This window comes from Rhizobium herbae (assembly GCF_019511375.1).
Lineage (GTDB): Bacteria > Pseudomonadota > Alphaproteobacteria > Rhizobiales > Rhizobiaceae > Pararhizobium > Pararhizobium herbae_A.
Map to the genome: position 1 here is coordinate 665,547 of NZ_JAEUAO010000003.1, position 16,369 is coordinate 681,915.

At 59.6% G+C, this 16,369-nt stretch carries 14 protein-coding genes; 4 read left to right on the forward strand and 10 right to left on the reverse strand.

What is annotated here, in order from left to right; all coding sequences use genetic code 11:
- Positions 1 to 19: 19 nt before the first annotated feature.
- On the forward strand, positions 20 to 1,048 hold the full coding sequence (locus JNB71_RS16225; RefSeq protein ID WP_220372804.1) for a LacI family DNA-binding transcriptional regulator: 1,029 nt from the start codon (positions 20 to 22) through the stop codon (positions 1,046 to 1,048).
- Between the two features lie 212 nt (positions 1,049 to 1,260).
- On the opposite strand, the gene JNB71_RS16230 is transcribed toward JNB71_RS16225, so the two are convergent.
- The 7 genes from JNB71_RS16230 to JNB71_RS16260 all read right to left on the reverse strand — a co-directional run bounded on the left by JNB71_RS16230 (position 1,261) and on the right by JNB71_RS16260 (position 10,267).
- The gene (locus JNB71_RS16230; protein ID WP_220372958.1) at positions 1,261 to 2,577 is read right to left on the reverse strand and encodes an extracellular solute-binding protein; all 1,317 of its coding nucleotides are present in this window, start codon (positions 2,575 to 2,577) and stop codon (positions 1,261 to 1,263) included.
- A 98-nt stretch (positions 2,578 to 2,675) separates the two neighbouring features.
- On the reverse strand, positions 2,676 to 3,524 hold the full coding sequence (locus JNB71_RS16235; protein WP_220372805.1) for a carbohydrate ABC transporter permease: 849 nt from the start codon (positions 3,522 to 3,524) through the stop codon (positions 2,676 to 2,678).
- Positions 3,521 to 4,444 carry a carbohydrate ABC transporter permease gene (locus tag JNB71_RS16240; protein ID WP_223215892.1) on the reverse strand — a complete coding sequence of 308 codons (924 nt, stop codon included), beginning with the start codon at positions 4,442 to 4,444 and terminating at the stop codon, positions 3,521 to 3,523. The genes JNB71_RS16235 and JNB71_RS16240 overlap by 4 nt, the downstream gene beginning before the upstream one ends.
- A 13-nt stretch (positions 4,445 to 4,457) precedes the next feature.
- Entirely contained in the window at positions 4,458 to 5,549 is a 1,092-nt protein-coding gene (locus JNB71_RS16245) for an ABC transporter ATP-binding protein (RefSeq protein WP_220372807.1), read from the reverse strand.
- 49 nt (positions 5,550 to 5,598) lie between these two features.
- Positions 5,599 to 7,110, reverse strand: a complete 1,512-nt coding sequence (locus JNB71_RS16250) for an alpha-N-arabinofuranosidase (RefSeq protein WP_220372808.1) — start codon at positions 7,108 to 7,110, stop codon at positions 5,599 to 5,601.
- A gap of 185 nt (positions 7,111 to 7,295) precedes the next feature.
- Positions 7,296 to 8,222: an ArsR/SmtB family transcription factor gene (locus JNB71_RS16255; protein ID WP_220372809.1), complete on the reverse strand. Its 927-nt coding sequence runs from the start codon at positions 8,220 to 8,222 to the stop codon at positions 7,296 to 7,298.
- A 242-nt stretch (positions 8,223 to 8,464) separates the two neighbouring features.
- Complete coding sequence (locus tag JNB71_RS16260; protein ID WP_223215875.1) at positions 8,465 to 10,267, reverse strand: ABC transporter ATP-binding protein/permease; 1,803 nt, start codon at positions 10,265 to 10,267, stop codon at positions 8,465 to 8,467.
- A gap of 385 nt (positions 10,268 to 10,652) precedes the next feature.
- On the opposite strand from JNB71_RS16260, the gene queC reads away from it, so the two are divergent.
- Genes queC through queE form a run of 3 tightly spaced genes read left to right on the forward strand, consistent with a single transcriptional unit; the run spans position 10,653 to position 12,453 of the window.
- Positions 10,653 to 11,363: a 7-cyano-7-deazaguanine synthase QueC gene (gene queC / locus JNB71_RS16265; protein ID WP_220372811.1), complete on the forward strand. Its 711-nt coding sequence runs from the start codon at positions 10,653 to 10,655 to the stop codon at positions 11,361 to 11,363.
- Positions 11,363 to 11,719: a 6-carboxytetrahydropterin synthase QueD gene (queD, locus tag JNB71_RS16270; RefSeq protein ID WP_220372959.1), complete on the forward strand. Its 357-nt coding sequence runs from the start codon at positions 11,363 to 11,365 to the stop codon at positions 11,717 to 11,719. Before queC ends, queD begins: the two co-directional genes overlap by 1 nt.
- The gene (gene queE, locus JNB71_RS16275; protein WP_220372812.1) at positions 11,716 to 12,453 is read left to right on the forward strand and encodes a 7-carboxy-7-deazaguanine synthase QueE; all 738 of its coding nucleotides are present in this window, start codon (positions 11,716 to 11,718) and stop codon (positions 12,451 to 12,453) included. Before queD ends, queE begins: the two co-directional genes overlap by 4 nt.
- 21 nt (positions 12,454 to 12,474) lie before the next feature.
- Here queE and JNB71_RS16280 read toward each other — a convergent pair whose 3' ends face one another.
- The 3 genes from JNB71_RS16280 to JNB71_RS16290 all read right to left on the reverse strand — a co-directional run bounded on the left by JNB71_RS16280 (position 12,475) and on the right by JNB71_RS16290 (position 16,327).
- Positions 12,475 to 14,364, reverse strand: coding sequence for a bifunctional sugar phosphate isomerase/epimerase/4-hydroxyphenylpyruvate dioxygenase family protein (locus JNB71_RS16280; protein ID WP_220372813.1), 1,890 nt, complete (start codon positions 14,362 to 14,364; stop codon positions 12,475 to 12,477).
- Between the two features lie 24 nt (positions 14,365 to 14,388).
- Complete coding sequence (locus JNB71_RS16285; RefSeq protein WP_220372814.1) at positions 14,389 to 15,249, reverse strand: shikimate dehydrogenase; 861 nt, start codon at positions 15,247 to 15,249, stop codon at positions 14,389 to 14,391.
- Positions 15,250 to 15,310: 61 nt separating this feature from the next.
- Positions 15,311 to 16,327, reverse strand: coding sequence for a TRAP transporter substrate-binding protein (locus tag JNB71_RS16290; RefSeq protein ID WP_220372815.1), 1,017 nt, complete (start codon positions 16,325 to 16,327; stop codon positions 15,311 to 15,313).
- Positions 16,328 to 16,369: the final 42 nt, after the last annotated feature.

Here is a 16,369-nt window from a genome sequence, read left to right on the forward strand (position 1 = left end):
CAAGACAGCGTCGGACCCTATGAAACTCAAAGAATTTGCCAAGCATCTCGACCTTTCGCCGACCACGGTAAGCCGAGCCCTGAGCGGATATCCGGAAGTTCGTGAAAGTACCCGCAAGCGTGTTGCCGACGCGGCGTTACGCCTGGGCTACCGGCCGAACATCAACGCGGTGCGCCTCGTAACAGGACGAGTGGGTGCCATCGGCATACTGATGGAGAGGGGTCGCGAAGTGAATTTCGCGGAATTTTTGAGCGGAATGGGCGAGCGCCTGGACGGAGAGGATATCGACATTCTCGTCAGCCCGATAGCCGAACATGACGCCAAGGAGGAGATGCAACTCTTTAGCCGGCTGGTCGAAAGTAGGCGCGTCGACGCCTTTATCGTCAATGCGCCGAGACCCAATGACGAGCGCATCGCACTGCTTCACAAACTCGGAATGCCATTTCTGGTTCACGGCCGGTCGGAGACCGATGTCCCCTATGCTTGGCTTGACATCGACAACGAAGGCGCAATCAAGCGCGCCACCGCACATCTGCTCGATCTTGGACACACGCGGATCGCCATGATCAATGGCCGCCCGGGTGTCACGTTTTCCCTGCATCGCGACAAGGGCTATCGTGACGCTCTTGTCGAGCGAGGCCTGCAGTTCGACCCGCGTCTGGTCGCCCATGGGAGTTTCACCGACGAAGTTGGCTTTCGTTTCGCGCGGTCCTTCCTTGAACAATCGCCGCGTCCAACAGCCCTCGTCGCAGGTTCGATGATGACGGCGCTTGGCGTCTATAGCGCTGCCCGATCACTTGGCCTCGTCGTCGGCAAGGATATCTCGGTCATCGCCCATGACGACGTCTTCCCCTACCTCAACGCCGACAACATGGCTCCGTCGCTGTCCACGACGCGGTCATCCATGCGCGCCGCCGGCAAGCGGTCTGCGGAAATGGTCCTGCAACTGCTTTCAGGGAAGCCGCCGACGGAGATCCAAGAACTCTGGCCGGTTGAATTGATCCTTCGCGAGTCGACGGGTCCCGTCAGCAGAGGGGAGGGGCGTTAGCCCGCCAATGCATTGCTGTCGTCTTTCGACTTTAAATGATGCCATGCGGCCAGTTGTTCCGGGGGTCGACGCCGGTCTCCCGCCTGAGCGGCGACGACGCTCTGCTCCGATCTTTATCTGCTTATTGAAAACTCCTGGGAGGGAGAGCGCCCGTGCAAACAGGCACAGGCGCTCGAATGCGCGGCGGCCCAGAAGCCACCGCGCCAGGGAGCTTAGAGATTGGCAAGCAACTCGTTGATACGGGTTTCGGCATCGGCAAGGGCTGCGTCGGTCTCCTTTTGACCGGAGGTTGCAGCAGCCATTTCCTCGCCGATAATCTCCTGGATGGCGAACTGACGCTCCACTTCTGGCGGGAGCGATCGACCAAGTTCTGCGACGGCAGAAATCGTGTCGCGGTGCGGCAGCGCCTTGAACTGGTCGGAGGCAATTATCGACTTGACCGCAGGCAGGTGGCCGGTGCGCGACCAGTCGAAGTTGTTGTCAGTGAAGAACTTCAGAAACTTGCCGATCGCAGCGGTCTGCTCAGCCGTACGATCTTCCTTGGCCGAAACCGCCCAGGTGTGGCCGTCGGCATATTGCGCGTGCGCGCCATCGAAAAGTTGCGGATAGGGGTAGACGGCATAGCCGCCCTTGTTCAGCGCGGTGCCATTGGTTTCGGACTGTGCGTTGTAATCACCGACGACCCAGGTGCCGTTCAGCTGCACACCACCCTCACCCGCGAGGAAGGCATTGATCGCGCCCCCGTAATCGAGACCCTTGGTGGTGTAATCCTTGGCGAAGATCGTCTTGTACATCTCGACGACCTTCTTGGCTTCCGGCGTATTAAGCTCCACGTGCTTCGGATCGGCGAAGAAGTCCGAATCCTGCTGGAAAAGATAGGTATAGAGGTTGCGCGTAAAGAGCGCGGTCTCGTTGGCAAGGTTCTGGACGAAATAAGGCTTGCCGGTTTTTTGCTTGAACTGTTCGGCTTGGGCCAGGAGTTCATCGACAGATTTGGGCAGGATCGGCGTGCCGTCGGCATTCACGAGTTCGGCCTGTTTGAACAGGTCCATGTTTATGTGGTAAAGCATGGTCCAGCTGTCGATCGGCAGGCCATAGATCTTGCCGTCCTTGGTAGCGCCGTTGCGGGCGGCATCCGTAAATGCATCCGGGGTCACGCCGACCGACTTCAGCACGTCGTCGAGCGGCAGGAGCAGTCCCTTGGACTGATAGTCCGACAGCACCGATTCATGGATGGTGACGATATCAGGCGCGTCGCCCGACGCGAACTGGGCGGTCAACTGATCATAGCCAGGCCACTCCACCGTGGTGACCGTCACATGCACATCCGGATTGTCGGCATTGAACTTGTTGATCAACGACGTGATGATTCCGCATTCTCCAACGGCCTTGGAGACATCCGTATTGGTGCCGAAATCGGCGTCGCAGGCACCGAAAAAGCGCTGAACGGTCAGTTCCGTTGCCGCAAAGCTCGGATTGGCGAGCATCATTGCACCCGCGGAGACCGCGGCAAGCAGTATTGCGTTCATTTTCATATCAGTTCCTCCTACTGAGTTTCCGCCACTCCACCCCGGATTGGCTTCATTCGCTGCTGCGGCCACTCCTCTCGGCCGACAGGCACCTTTCGCTATCGTACCGCGGCACCAGAAACCGCTGTGACGATGTATTTCTGGAAAAAGAGGTAGATGATCAGGATCGGCGCGCCGGCGAACACGGCCTGCGCCATCAAGAAGCCGATGCCCTCCGACTGGGCGAAATTTGTCTGTGTCGAAGCCATGCCGACCGTCAGCGTGAACATGTCCTTCTTGGTTGCCGAGATCAGCGGCCAGAAGTAATCGTTCCATGCGCCGAGGAAGGTGAAGATGCCAAGGGTTGCCTGGGCCGGTACGGTGAGCGGCAGAAGCACCTTCCAGAAAATCTTGAAGCGGCTGGCATTGTCCAGCATGGCGGCTTCATCCAGCTCCTTCGGGATGGCCCTGAAATACTGGGTCATCAGGAAGACGCCGAACGAAGCCGACAGGCCGGGGAGAATTAGGCCGTGATAGGTGTTGTGGAACTTCAGCATGCTGAAGATCTGATGGCGGGCGACCAGCACGGCCTGCTCCGGAACCGCCAGTCCGAAGAGAACGATGACGAAAAGGATGTTGCGACCAGGGAAGTTCAGCCGCGCAAAACCGTAGCCGGCGAGCGAAGACAGAATCAACGTTCCGAGCGTCAGGCCGCCCGAAACGATGATGCTGTTGAGCACCCAGCGGAAAACAGACGATGTGCCGATGGTATTGATGTAGTTCTTCAACGTATACGGCGCATGGAACACCGAATTCGGATTGGCCATCAGCTCGGCGTTTTCCTTGAGCGACAGGCCGATCACCCAAAGCACTGGCGCGATCATGATGATCGACAGCAGGATAACGAGGGCAAGCAGCATCCGGTCCCCGAATGCCCGTCCCTTGATGGAGTTGGAGGGAGCGCTCATGCCTGATCTCCCTTGTTGCGAGTCACGAGGTATTGGGCCATGGCCGCAATGAGGATGAGGACGAAGAGCATTTCCGAGGCTGCGGCACCCATGCCGAGGTCCCAGCGGCGGAACGCGGTGTCATAGATGTAGAGCACGATCGGCTTGGTGAGATTGTTCGGGCCACCGCGCGTCATCAGCCAGGCCTGGCCGAACAGTTGGAATTGCAGCACGATCTGGATGATGATTACCAGGATGAAGGTGCGTTTTATCGAAGGCAGGGTTATCGACCGCAGCGTTTGCCAGCGGTTGGCATTGTCGAGCGCCGCAGCCTCGTAGATATCCTGCGGGATCTGCTGCAGGGCCGAGAGAAACAGCATCATCGGCAGACCGATGCACCACCAGATCGTGGCGATGGCAATGCCGATCATTGCCAGGCTTGGATCGGAGATGAACGCCGGTGCGGTTGCGCCGAACCATCCGTAGATCGTCGACAGCAGGCCGACATTGGGAATGTAGACGATCCGCCAGATCAGCGTGACGATGGTAACCGACAATACCGAGGAGGAGAAAAACAGGGTCCGCAGCACGGCGGCGGTGCGGGTGCGGCGGTTGAGGCAAAGCGCCAGAAAAAGGCCGATCAGCGCCAGCGCCGGCACCGTCAACAGCACGAAGTAGAAGGTGTTCCACACCGATTGTAGGAAGACCTTGTCATGAACGAGCCTGACATAGTTGTCGAGGCCGACAAACCTGCCGGTCGAGAATGTGTCGGCCTTGTGGACACTCAGCCACATGCCCCAGAAAAGCGGGAGGATGAGCAGCGTCGTGAAGAAGAACAGAAACGGTGCGACGAAAACGAAGTTTCGCCATTGCGGTGCATAGATATTGGCGCTTGGGACCCTGACGCCGACGGCCGGCGCAGCGGTTTCTCGGATCGTCATCTGGTCAGCCATATCAGGCCCTCCGCGCATGCCAGGCGCGCCCGGTCTCATCGAAGAGGTGCGATTTTCGGCCATCGAAGGCGAGCCCGACCGTGTCGCCGACGGCAACGCGGCTGTTGCCGGCGTCAGAGGCGACGATGATCTGACCATCGCTGAGGCGCGTATAGACGAGTGTGCGTTCCCCAAGACGCTCAAGCACATCGACCTTGCCGTCGACATTGCCTTGGCCGGTTGGCGCGATGCGCACGTCTTCCGCGCGGACGCCAAATGTGTGTGCGCCGTCGACGACCTGGTTCGAAGCTATATCGGTAGCGATGGTCGTGCTGTCGGCAAACGTCACGGTAATTACGTCGCCGGACCTATCGATCGCCGCATCGACGAAATTCATCGCTGGCGCGCCGACGAACCCCGCAACGAACTTGGTCGCTGGACGCTCATAGATTTCCATCGGCGAACCGATCTGCTCGATCCTGCGATTGTTCATGACGACGATACGGTCGGCAAGCGTCATCGCCTCCACCTGATCGTGGGTGACGAAGATCATCGTCGATTGCAGGCGCTGGTGAAGCTGAGCGAGTTCTATGCGCGTGCGCGTGCGTAGTGCAGCATCGAGATTGGAGAGCGGCTCGTCGAACAGAAAGGCCTTCGGCTCCTTGACGATGGCGCGACCGATGGCGACGCGTTGGCGCTGGCCGCCGGAGAGCTGTCCGGGCTTGCGATCGAGCAGTTGCGGCATTTCAAGAATACGGGCCGCCTCGGCAATGCGCGCATCGATCACGTCGCGCGCGACGCCGATATTATCCAGGCCAAAGGCCATGTTGTCGCGCACCGTCATGTGCGGGTAGAGCGCATAGGACTGGAACACCATCGCGATGCCGCGCTTGCCGGGCGGCAGGTGGTCGATGCGTTCACCGTTGATGGCGATTTCGCCACCATCCACGGTTTCAAGTCCGGCAATCATGCGCAGAAGGGTCGATTTCCCACAACCCGATGGCCCAAGGAACACGATGAATTCGCGCGCCCTGATGGAGAGCGACAGGTCATCGAGCACCGTCATGGCACCAAACTGCTTGCTCACATTCCTGATTTCGATATTTGCGGTCACGTCGACGCTCCTCCTCAGCGCATACACCGTCTCGATGGTTCGCCTGAAATCAAAGCTTCAGGCGGATCATCTGATAGGAATAGGCCGGCAGAGACAGGCTGAGCTTGCCGTCAGTCATCTTGGCGCCTGCACCCTTGTTGGGAGCGACCTTGAAAGGATTTTCGGACGAATTGACAGCTTTCAGGTCCGCATGCGTCATCACCTGATGGTCGACGATCTCCGCCGCGCCGAAGCCGGTCAGGTCAATGACCGTTTCAATCGCGTCATGCGGATGCCGGCTTATGGCAAAGAAGGTCACGTGGCCGGTTTGCGTGTCATGCACTCCGGTGACGTCGACATAGGCAACGTCGCCGGCAACGGTGGAGGTGTAGGTCGGGCTTTCGATCTTGAGGTCCAGCGCGTTGCCGCGGCCGTAGATCGAGGCATAAAAATAGGGGTAGAAGGTTGTCTGGCGCCATGCTGGGCCGTGCGGAACGGTCATTATCGGGGCGATGACATTGACCAGCTGCGCGAGGCAGGCGATCTTCACGACATCGGCACGACGGATGAAAGTGTTGAGGATCAGGCCCACCTGCAGCACGTCCTCGAAATTGTATATGTCTTCAAGCAGCGGCGGGGCGAAGGGCCAGCCGTGGTTGCCTCCAAGTATCTTCTTGTCCTGCTCCTTGGAATGGTACCAGACGTTCCATTCGTCAAACGAGATATAGACACGCTTGTTGGAGCGCTTCTTGGCCTTGATGTAGTCTATGACGCCTGCGACCGAGACGATATAGGCGTCGAGCTTCTCGCTCATGGCGAGATAGTTCGGCGTGTCGTTGGACTCGTTGTCGAAATACATGTGCAGCGAGATATAATCGACCTCGTTGTAGGTATGGTCGAGAACGGTCGCTTCCCACTCGGGATAGGTCGGCATTTTGGCGTTGGACGAACCGCAAACGACGAGCTCGAGCGACTTGTCGAAGGCGCGCATGGCTTTGGCGGTCTCATGGGCGAGGCGGCCATACTCGTCGGCGGTTTTATGGCCGATCTGCCAGGGGCCGTCCATCTCGTTGCCGAGGCACCAGAGCTTGACGTTGTAGGGTTCCTTGCGGCCGTTGGCGATGCGCTTGTCGCTCCACTCGCTGCCGCCGGGATGGTTGGTGTATTCGAGGAAGTTGCGGGCTTCGTCGAGACCGCGCGAGCCGAGATTGACGGCAAGCATCATCTCGGTGTTAGCCGACGCGCACCAGTCGGCAAATTCGTGCAGGCCGACTTCGTTGCTTTCCGAAGTGTGCCAAGCCAGATCGAGGCGTACCGGACGTTCTTCCTTTGGGCCGACGCCGTCTTCCCAGTTGTAGGCCGAGACAAAATTGCCGCCGGGATAGCGGACGATCGGTACATTGAGCTCCTTGACCAGGTCGATGACGTCCTGGCGCATACCGTTGGAGTCCGCCGTCGGGTGACCGGGCTCGTAGATGCCGGTGTAAACTGCGCGTCCCAGATGCTCGATAAAGGACCCATAGAGCCGCGGGTCGATTTCCGACACGATATAGCGCGGATGTGCCGTCACGGCAGCCTTCATTATAAACCTCCCATTCATATCAACTTTGATGATTTAAATCATCTTGGCTGATATTAAATGGCAGGAATCGCGACGGGGTCAAGCCGTCCTGACGAAAAAGTAGTATAAATCAGGCTCAGGAGCCTGCGCTGTTCTTCTAGGCCGCTGTGTTTAATGGTTTATTTTCAATATCAAAAAGTCGGGTTTCAGGCTGTCTTCAACCGCAGCACGATGTCCTGATCATAGTTGCCAAAACCCTTGCCGAAAATATTGATGCCGCCAGGATGGGCCGCATTCTCGTGGACGCCGATGCGCAGCCGAACGGAATGGTGGTTGGCTAGGTCGAGTTCTGCGATCGTCACATCGGATATCCTGACGCCATCGACATAGGTCCCGTCCCTGGCAATGCGCCAGTTCTTCAGCTTGCCGTATTGCGAGCCCTTGAGTTTCCACCAGGCAGGGGTAAAGACGCCGCGCTTGTCGCCGAAATCACCCGGTGACATCCAGACGCCGACATCCTTGCCGTTGATCGACAGGGTGATGTCGGACGGCCAGTCGGCGCTGGTGCCCGGCACCTCCGAACTCAGTTCCATGACGACCTCGATTTCATGGATCTCCAGGTTGGATAGCTTGGCGTTGTTGGGAAATTGATACTCGACGAAGCCACGGGTGAACCACAGCAAACCGGCCTTCATCCTGTCAGGGTCTAGAAAGGCGTTGGGCACATCGAGGAGACCGATAATGCCCTCGGGAGAACAGAGGCCGCATGGCGCGGTGACCTCGAAACCCGTGTAGAGGCCGATTGGCATGGAGACCTCGATCGTGTCCCTGCGCGTCTCGCGATATTCGCTCTTGAAGACGACCAGCACCTCCTCGGCGGCGGGGTGGCAGATCTTCTGGCTGCCCTTCCTGGCCTTCTGGTTTTCAGTGCGGATCAATCCGCAATCCTCCAGCACCTGGACATTGGTGGAGACCGTCGATTGCGGTAACGCCAGGATGCTGGCGATGTCGTTGACGTTCATCGGGCCTTTCTCATGCAGCAGCTTGAGCATCTGGACGCGGACGGACGAGGCGAGTCCCTTGAGAACCGCTAGTCCTTCTTCAGGCTCGATGACGAGGAAGTTTCTGCTCATGGCGACCTTAAATCAGCAAAATATGCATGATTCATATCAGAAAATTTGATATTCACAATCGCAACGTGAACGGTCTTTGATTTCGGGACTGTCGTCGAAACGGTCGAGTTGCGATCCGGGTCCCGACAGGGGTGACGTCGATCTGCTTGTGAGACGTGACGCCGCCGGCTCTCGTCAATGCGTCACCGCAAGCGCCCGATTCGCGTCTGTCGCGGCTAAGTCAGATTTTCCCTCCGGCTCCATCACCCCATCTGAGGGTCATGTGCGCGCAAGCTCTTCGGCTGGAGCAGCCGCAGCGACCGGCCTGCCGGATCGCTTTGGAGCTGCAGCACGCGTGTGAAGTAGCGATTGCCCGGCTCAGTCCTGCCGATATTCACGACCGCCGCATCGCCAAGCTGCTGTTCCAGGAAGGTCACGACCGCTTGGTATGCACCGGTTCCCAGCGTGTCGAGCGCCTCGTCAATGATGACCCAGCGCGGTTTGTGCAGGCCAAGCCGGGCAACGGCAAGAAGCCGCAGTTCCGTCTCGTTGAGTTTCAGTTTCGTGCGCATATCCTGGTCGAGGCGGTCGCTCAACTTTTCGAGACCAACCTTGGAGAGAACCGCCGCCAGCTCCGTCTTGGGGAAACTGCCCGGATTTCTCGGATAGGAGAGAACCTCCTCCAATGTGCCTGGCGGGAAATAGGGCGTCCGGGGCACGAAGGCTATGTCACCTCCTTCCGGAAGCGAGATACGGCCGTCTCCCCAAGGCCACAACCCGGCGATGGAACGGAAAAACGGGGCCTTTTCCACATCCGGGGCGCCGGTGACGAGAACACGATCGCCCGGACGGATTTCCACATGCGGCTCCTTCAGCTTGATGCATCCGGACGGCAATGCGATCTCGAGGTGGTCAATTGTCAACCGGTTGTCTGCTTTGGCAAATTCGATGCGTTTGTCGCTCTCATGGCGCTCGTCGGTCATCACCATCGCGGAACGGAAAGCGGCGACCCTAAGCAAGGTCGCTCGCCAGTCGGCGATGGTGTCGATATTGTCGACGAACCAGCGCAGCGACACATGCACCTGGTTGAAGGCGCCGACGGCCATCATCAGGCCACCGAAGCTGAGATCGCCAGCGAAATAGACCGGAGCGGCGATGACGATCGGCGCGATGACGGTAACCCAGCCATAGCCGGATGTAACCCATGTGAGGCGGGTCAGCGCAAGCATGAGGTTGTGGCTGATTTCCAGGACCGATGAAAGGTCGCGCTGGAGTCGCCGCTTTTCATTTGCTTCGCCTGCCGAAAGCGAGACCGCCTCTATATGTTCGTTGACGCGCATCAGGGAGAAGCGCAGGACGGCTTCCCTGGCATAATGCTCGCCATTGAGCCTGACCAGCGGTCGTCCGACGAACCAGCTCAAAGTCGCTGCCGTGCCGGCATAGAGAAAGGCAGCCCACACCATGTAGCCCGGAATATTGATGTCGTAATCGGCGATATGAAAGACGAAGCCGGCCGAAAGCGACCAGAGCACACCGACGAAGCTGGCGAGGAGAACGCCCGACTGAAACAGGCCAATGGAAAGGCCTGCCGTCAGGTCTGCTAGATGACGGGCATCCTCGTGTATCCGCTGGTCGGGATTGATGCCGATGGCGCCGGCATTGGCGAGACGGAACGCGCGCGCCGGCTTCATCCACTCGTTGATCAGATCAAGCGTGAGGCCCTCTCTCAGTTTGATCCTGATCCATTGGTTCAGCCAGGTTTGCAAGACGTTGAGGATCAGGAGCCCACCGGCGATCTCGGCAAAGACGATCAGTTGCAGCAGGAATGCCGAGAGATCGCGCCGCTCCAGAGTGTCGTAGAACGGCTTGTACCACCTGTTGAGCAGAATTTGACCGAATGCGGTCGCCACGATGAGAACGGCTATACCGATCGCGAGCCACGCAATCACGTTGCGCACGGGAGAGGCAATGAATGCACGCTGCATCATTCGTAACTGATCGCGAAACGGCTGCTCGTCTGTGGTTTTTGCCCCTCCATTGATCTTGGCGTCTTTTGGCTCTGGCATAGGCGAGGTCTCCAGCATGGTCTTGCGTCTAAAAGTACGGCGTTGCCCTGGGCGCTTATTCTAAGCGTACCAGAAAAATATGGGGCGAAACTGAACATTGGATCCCCATTTCGGCCGCCACTCCATCAGGAAAATGGCTTCGGCCCGGTTTTTGTCTCCCCCATGGGGCGCTTTTGTGGAATGAGGGTCAATCTTGCAAGTCCCGAGCCAGCTGGCGCGTGAACCGCGATTTCGATCTTCGCTGACATCCCGCTCAGGATTGCAGCTGTAAGCCTCGCAGATTCCCGTAGCAGCAGGCGCGCCCTTTCCAACGCGGCGCGTTTGCGCTAATAGTCGCCCGAAATCCGGTCGCAGCCCACCCGGTCAAAACAAGGGATCCCATACTATGAAGACCATCGTCATCTGCTCCGGCGGACTAGACTCCATTTCGCTTGCCCATAGGGTCGCCGCGGAGCATCAGCTCGTTGGGCTTCTGTCCTTCGATTATGGACAGCGTCATCGCAAGGAACTGGATTTCGCCGCCACCTGCGCCAAACGGTTGGGCGTCGCGCATCAGATCATCGACATCCGGAATATCGGCAGCCATCTCACCGGTTCGGCGCTGACCGACGATGTCGACGTGCCGGACGGGCATTATGCGGAGGAGACGATGAAAGCCACCGTCGTTCCAAACCGAAACGCGATCATGCTCGCCATAGCTTTCGGTCTTGCCGCCGCTCAGAAGGCCGATGCCGTTGCAGTTGCCGTGCATGGCGGCGATCATTTCATCTATCCCGACTGCCGGCCGGGCTTCATCGATGCGTTTCAGGCGATGCAGAACCAAGCGCTCGACGGTTACGCCAGCGTCACGCTCTATGCGCCCTACGTCACAATCTCAAAGGCGGACATAGTCACCGATGGTGCAAGGAACGGCACGCCGTTTGCGGACACCTGGTCATGTTACAAGGGCGGTACGCGCCATTGCGGCCGTTGCGGAACCTGCGTCGAACGACGAGAGGCTTTCCATCTCGCCGGGGTCGACGATCCGACCGAGTACGAGGATCCCGATTTCTGGCTCGCCGCGACTGCGGGCTTTGGTGCCGAAGAGGTGAAATGATGTTCCGCATCACCAAGGAATTTCACTTCTCGGCCTCGCATCAGCTGACCCACCTGCCGGCCGATCACCAATGCGCCCGGCTGCATGGACACAACTATATCGTCGAGGTGGAGCTTTCGGCTGATGAACTCGATGAAAACGGTTTCGTCAGGGACTATCACGAACTCGCGCCGCTAAAGCGCTATATTGATGAGCGTTTCGACCATCGGCATCTGAACGACGTTCTCGGCCACGACCGGGTGACGTCGGAATGGCTGGCGAAACATTTCTTTGACTGGTGCAAGCAACGCCTGCCGGAAACCTCGGCCGTTCGCGTCAGCGAAACGCCGAAGACCTGGGCGGAATACCGGCCATGACCGCCGCCCGCGAGAGGCACATCCGCGTCAGCGAAATCTTCGGGCCGACGATCCAGGGGGAGGGCATCCTGATCGGCCTGCCGACCGTCTTTGTCCGGACCGGTGGCTGCGATTACCGCTGTTCGTGGTGCGACACGCTGCATGCGGTCGACAGTGACTATCGCGATCAATGGCGCCTGATGTCGACAGACGAGATTTGGCAGGAGGTGACCCGGCTTGCCGGCAACAGGCCGCTGACGGTATCGCTGTCAGGCGGTAACCCGGCGATCCAACCGCTCGGCCCACTCATCGAGCGCGGGCACCGCGAGGGTTACCGTTTCGCGCTGGAGACGCAGGGCAGCGTTGCCAAGGATTGGTTCGCCGATCTCGACGTTCTGGTGCTGAGCCCGAAACCGCCCTCAAGCGGCATGGAAACGGATTGGGACGCTTTCGACGCCTGTTTGCGAATGGCTGCGGAAAAGCCGCAGGTTGCACTAAAAGTCGTCGTCTTCGACGATCGAGACTACCTCTACGCCCGCGCGGCCGCCGCGCGCCATCCCGATCTCCCCGTCTACCTTCAGCCCGGCAACCACACGCCGCCGCCGCCCGATGACGACGATGCAAAGGTCGATGTCGACGGCATCATGGACCGGATGCTCTGGCTGGTCGACAAGGTGACCGCAGATCGCTGGTTCGAGGCGCGCGTTCTGCCGCAACTGCACGTGCTGCTATGGGGCAACAAGCGCGGCGTCTGACGTGTTGCCTTCGACGGAGCTCTATGCGCGTGGCATTCCCGCGGGCCGCAGATGTTTGCGCAGCGCCGCGATGCGGAAAATCGCGTTTGCCGCGCCGTAACCGCGATACCCCCTGCGCTCGACAATCTCGAAAAAGAAGCCTTCCGCGAAGGTCGGGCTGTAGAGCTGGAAATACTCGCCGTGCTCGTCACGGTCGTAGAGAATGTTGTGTGACCGCAGCCGCTCGCTCATCTGCGCTTCAAGCCCGAAGCGTGCTTCAAGATCGTCGTAGTAGTTCGGCGAGATTGCCAACGAGACAAAACCGTTTGCCGAAAGCGCCGCGGCCGTTGCGAAGATATCGTTCGTCCTGAAAGCCAGATGCTGGATTCCGGAGCCGAAGGTCTCGGCGATGAAGCGGCCGGCGAGCGTGTTGCGGTTCTCGGCGCCATTCATGGTGATGCGCAGCGTTCCTGCGGCGTTTTCCACAACCTGACTGCGCACGATACCGGAGGGGTCTACGATGTCGACAACCGGCGTCTTGTGTGCCTCCAGCAAGGACGTGTAGAAGAGCAGCCATGTCAGCAGTTCGTCATATTGCATGGTCTGGGCGACGTGGTCGATTGCTTCCAGGCCGGCGGGTGGGGTCATTGATGTATCGGCAATAGGCTCGAACTCGACATCCCATATGCGGGCAAGCGCACTGTTGCGGTCGAGGAAGTAGACGATGCCGCCGCCGACGCCCCGTACCGCCGGCATTTCGATTTCGCCGGGGTCCAGCGGCTGGTCGAACGGTTCGGCGCCAAGCGCCACCGCGCGACTGCGCGCCGCTTGCGCGTCCCCGACGAGCAGACCCATGGCATAGGCGGATGTCCCATGCACGAGGTAGGAGGAGGCGGCAAAGCCGCGGCTTTCCGTGTTGACGACAAGATTGATGCCGCCCTGACGGAAGACCGTGACGCTCTTGGTCTTGTGCTTCGCCGCCTTGTGGAATCCGAGTGTCGAGATCAGCGCTTCAAGCTGGGGCGCTTCGGCCTCGTCGATCGCGAATTCAACGAAGGCCACGCTCTCGACGGCAACTCGCGCCGGCATTGCCGGTACGGCGAGGGCGCTGTCCGGTTCAGCCCTTCGCACCTGGTCGCCGAGATAGATCAGCGAACGGCGGCCGTCGACGGCGATGGCGTTGGCATTGCCGCCGCGGAACTGGTCGTTGAAGATTTCCAGCGACAAATAGCCGTCGTAACCGGTGGCGGCCACCGCCTTCATGAAATCGAGCACGGGCAGGTCGCCTTCGCCCGGCATGTTGCGGAAATGCCGGCTCCAGTACAGGAGGTCCATGTCGATCAGCGGCGCGTCGGCGAGCTGGATGATGAAGATCTTTTCCTTTGGGATCGAGCGGATCGAGTTGACGTCGATCCTGCGCGACAGCGTGTGGAAGCTGTCGAGGATCAGGCCGACGTTCGGGTGATCGGCGCGGCGGACAATCTCCCAGGCATCGCGATGGTCGTTGATGTGGCGACCCCAGGCCAGCGCCTCGTAGCCGACCTTAAGGCCGCGCCGGGCGGCCCGTTCGCCAAGCTCATGAAAGTCCGCCGCCGCACGGTCGAGCCCACCGATCGCCGCCGACGAGACATTCGAGCAGACGAGCACCAGCTCGGTGCCCATTTCCTGCATCAGGTCGAACTTGCGCTCGGCGCGATCGAAGGTGCGGCCGCGCAGCGGCTCCGGCATGCCCTCGAAATCACGGAACGGCTGGAACAGGGTGATCTCCAGCCCATGATCGCGCACCATCCGGCCCACCTGCCGGGGGCTTTCATCGAACACCAGGAAATCATTCTCGAAGATCTCGACACCGTCGAAGCCGGCTTTGGCGATGGCGCCCAGCTTGTCCTTGAGATCACCGCTCAGCGAAACGGTCGCGATCGAGGTCTTCATCCTGTTCTCCTTGACGTTCGGTGATCAGGCTGTGAGTGCCTTGAAATGGTTGAGCATGCGGGCAGCATCCGGTTCGCGCCCGGTAAACAGCCGGAAGGCGCCGACAGCCTGGAAGACGGCCATGCCGCCGCCGTCGAGCGTTTTGCATCCGCGTCGCCTCGCCTCCGCCAGAAGCTCGGTCTCCAAAGGGAAGTAGACGATCTCCGCAACCCAGTGGCGGGATTCGAGCAGAGCGGCCGGAAGGGGCAAGCCGGGATATTTCGCCATGCCTGTCGGCGTCGCGTGGATCAATCCGGCGGCCTTTTTCATCGCCAGGGACAGATCAGCTTCAGCCCGAATGCCCACATCCGGGAACAGGACGGACAGGCGTGTGGCAAGTGCATCTGCGCGATCCATCTCCCGGTCGTAAACCAGGAGCGACTTGAGGCCGAGCGAAAGGATCGCATAGGCGGTCGCCACACCGGCTCCGCCGGCGCCCAGCTGTACGGCACACGACAGGTCCGCATCGGGCAGGCCGTGGCGAAAGCTCTCGGCGAAACCCCACCAGTCGGTGTTGTGGCCGTAACGGCGGCCGCCCTTCAGCACGACTGTGTTGACCGCGCCAAGATCGCGGGCTTCGGTTGAAAGCTCATCGAGAAACGGGATGACCAGTTGCTTGCACGGGTGGGTGATGTTCAGGCCGGCAAGGCCCTTGAGTTCCGCGTCCCGCAAGAGCTGCGGCAGATCCGCGGGCGTTGCGCCGCGCTGGTTGAGGTCGATCAGCTCATATTGATAGGACATGCCCTGTGCTGCGCCTTCGCGCATATGCATGGCAGGGGTGAGCGACGCCTGGATGCCGCCGCCGATCAATCCGGCCTTTAACGGTTTGAGGAGTGTCTCGGTCATCGCAACTGATTCCATTGATGGGGAAATGCCGGCCTGCGGGCTGGGCAGGCCGGCGAAAAGCTTACTGCCCACGCAGGGTTTGAAGTTCCTTGAACAGGGCAGCGACTGTGTCGGCGCCGATTTCAGCGCTGAACTTGTCGACCACCGGCTTGACCGCATCACGCAGTTTTTGTGTCTCTTCAGCGGAGAGTTCGCTGACTTCCATCCCGGTCGCCTTGATATCCGTGATCGCCTTAGCGTCGAGTTCGCGCGAGACCTTGCGCTGGTAGTCGCGGGCCTCTGTGGCGGCCGACTGGAAGACAGCCTTCTCCTCGTCGTTCAGGCCGTCCCAGAACTTCTTGCTGATCAGGACGATCTGCGGGTTGTACTGGTGGCGGGTCACCGTCATGTACTTCTGCACTTCGTAGAACTTGGCATTGAGGATGTTTGCAGCAGGGTTTTCCTGGCCATCAACCGTGCCGGTTTCGAGCGCGGTGTAGAGCTCGGTATAGGGCAGCGGTACTGCATTGGCGCCAAGGGTGTTGAACAGTTCGATCGGGATCGGCGACTGGATCGTGCGGATCTTCAAGCCCCTGATATCCTCAAGCTTGGTGACTGGATGGCGGTTATTGGTGAGATTGCGGAAACCGAGCTCCCAATAGGCAAGGCCAACCAGGCCGGTGTCGGGCAGACGCTCCATCAGGCCGGTGCCGAAGGCGCCGTCCATCACCTTGTCGGCTTCCTCGCCATTGTTGAAGAGGAAGGGAAGATCGACAGCTCCGAACTCTTTTACATTGCCGGCGAGAATGCCAGCGTTCAGCACCGTCATCTCGATCACCCCGCCCTGCAGAGCCGAGACGGTCTGCACGTCGCCGCCCAGCACACCGCCGGGGAAGAGCTTGACCTCGATCTTGCCGCCACTTTTCGCCGAGACCAGTTCGGCAAATTTTTCCATGCCGGTCACCTGCGGGTGGCCCTTGTTGTTGGCGGCTGCGAATTTGAGCTGGTGCTCGCGGATTTCCGCCAGCGCCGGACCGGCGGTCAGCAATGAGAAGGGTATGGCAAGGCCAAGGGCCAGTTTCATCAGTCTATTCAACATGTCTTCCTCCCGAATTTGGCCTGGGTTTCCCATCGGCCAGTT

Excerpts from the sequence above, each read along its gene's own strand:
- JNB71_RS16225 (WP_220372804.1), top strand. The coding sequence starts at position 20 with ATGAAACTCAAAGAATTTGCCAAGCATCTCGACCTTTCGCCGACCACG.
- JNB71_RS16230 (WP_220372958.1), bottom strand. The coding sequence starts at position 2,577 with ATGAACGCAATACTGCTTGCCGCGGTCTCCGCGGGTGCAATGATGCTC.
- JNB71_RS16235 (WP_220372805.1), bottom strand. The coding sequence starts at position 3,524 with ATGAGCGCTCCCTCCAACTCCATCAAGGGACGGGCATTCGGGGACCGG.
- JNB71_RS16240 (WP_223215892.1), bottom strand. The coding sequence starts at position 4,444 with ATGACGATCCGAGAAACCGCTGCGCCGGCCGTCGGCGTCAGGGTCCCA.
- JNB71_RS16250 (WP_220372808.1), bottom strand. The coding sequence starts at position 7,110 with ATGAAGGCTGCCGTGACGGCACATCCGCGCTATATCGTGTCGGAAATC.
- JNB71_RS16255 (WP_220372809.1), bottom strand. The coding sequence starts at position 8,222 with ATGAGCAGAAACTTCCTCGTCATCGAGCCTGAAGAAGGACTAGCGGTT.
- JNB71_RS16260 (WP_223215875.1), bottom strand. The coding sequence starts at position 10,267 with ATGCCAGAGCCAAAAGACGCCAAGATCAATGGAGGGGCAAAAACCACA.
- queC (WP_220372811.1), top strand. The coding sequence starts at position 10,653 with ATGAAGACCATCGTCATCTGCTCCGGCGGACTAGACTCCATTTCGCTT.
- queD (WP_220372959.1), top strand. The coding sequence starts at position 11,363 with ATGTTCCGCATCACCAAGGAATTTCACTTCTCGGCCTCGCATCAGCTG.
- queE (WP_220372812.1), top strand. The coding sequence starts at position 11,716 with ATGACCGCCGCCCGCGAGAGGCACATCCGCGTCAGCGAAATCTTCGGG.
- JNB71_RS16280 (WP_220372813.1), bottom strand. The coding sequence starts at position 14,364 with ATGAAGACCTCGATCGCGACCGTTTCGCTGAGCGGTGATCTCAAGGAC.
- JNB71_RS16285 (WP_220372814.1), bottom strand. The coding sequence starts at position 15,249 with ATGACCGAGACACTCCTCAAACCGTTAAAGGCCGGATTGATCGGCGGC.
- JNB71_RS16290 (WP_220372815.1), bottom strand. The coding sequence starts at position 16,327 with ATGTTGAATAGACTGATGAAACTGGCCCTTGGCCTTGCCATACCCTTC.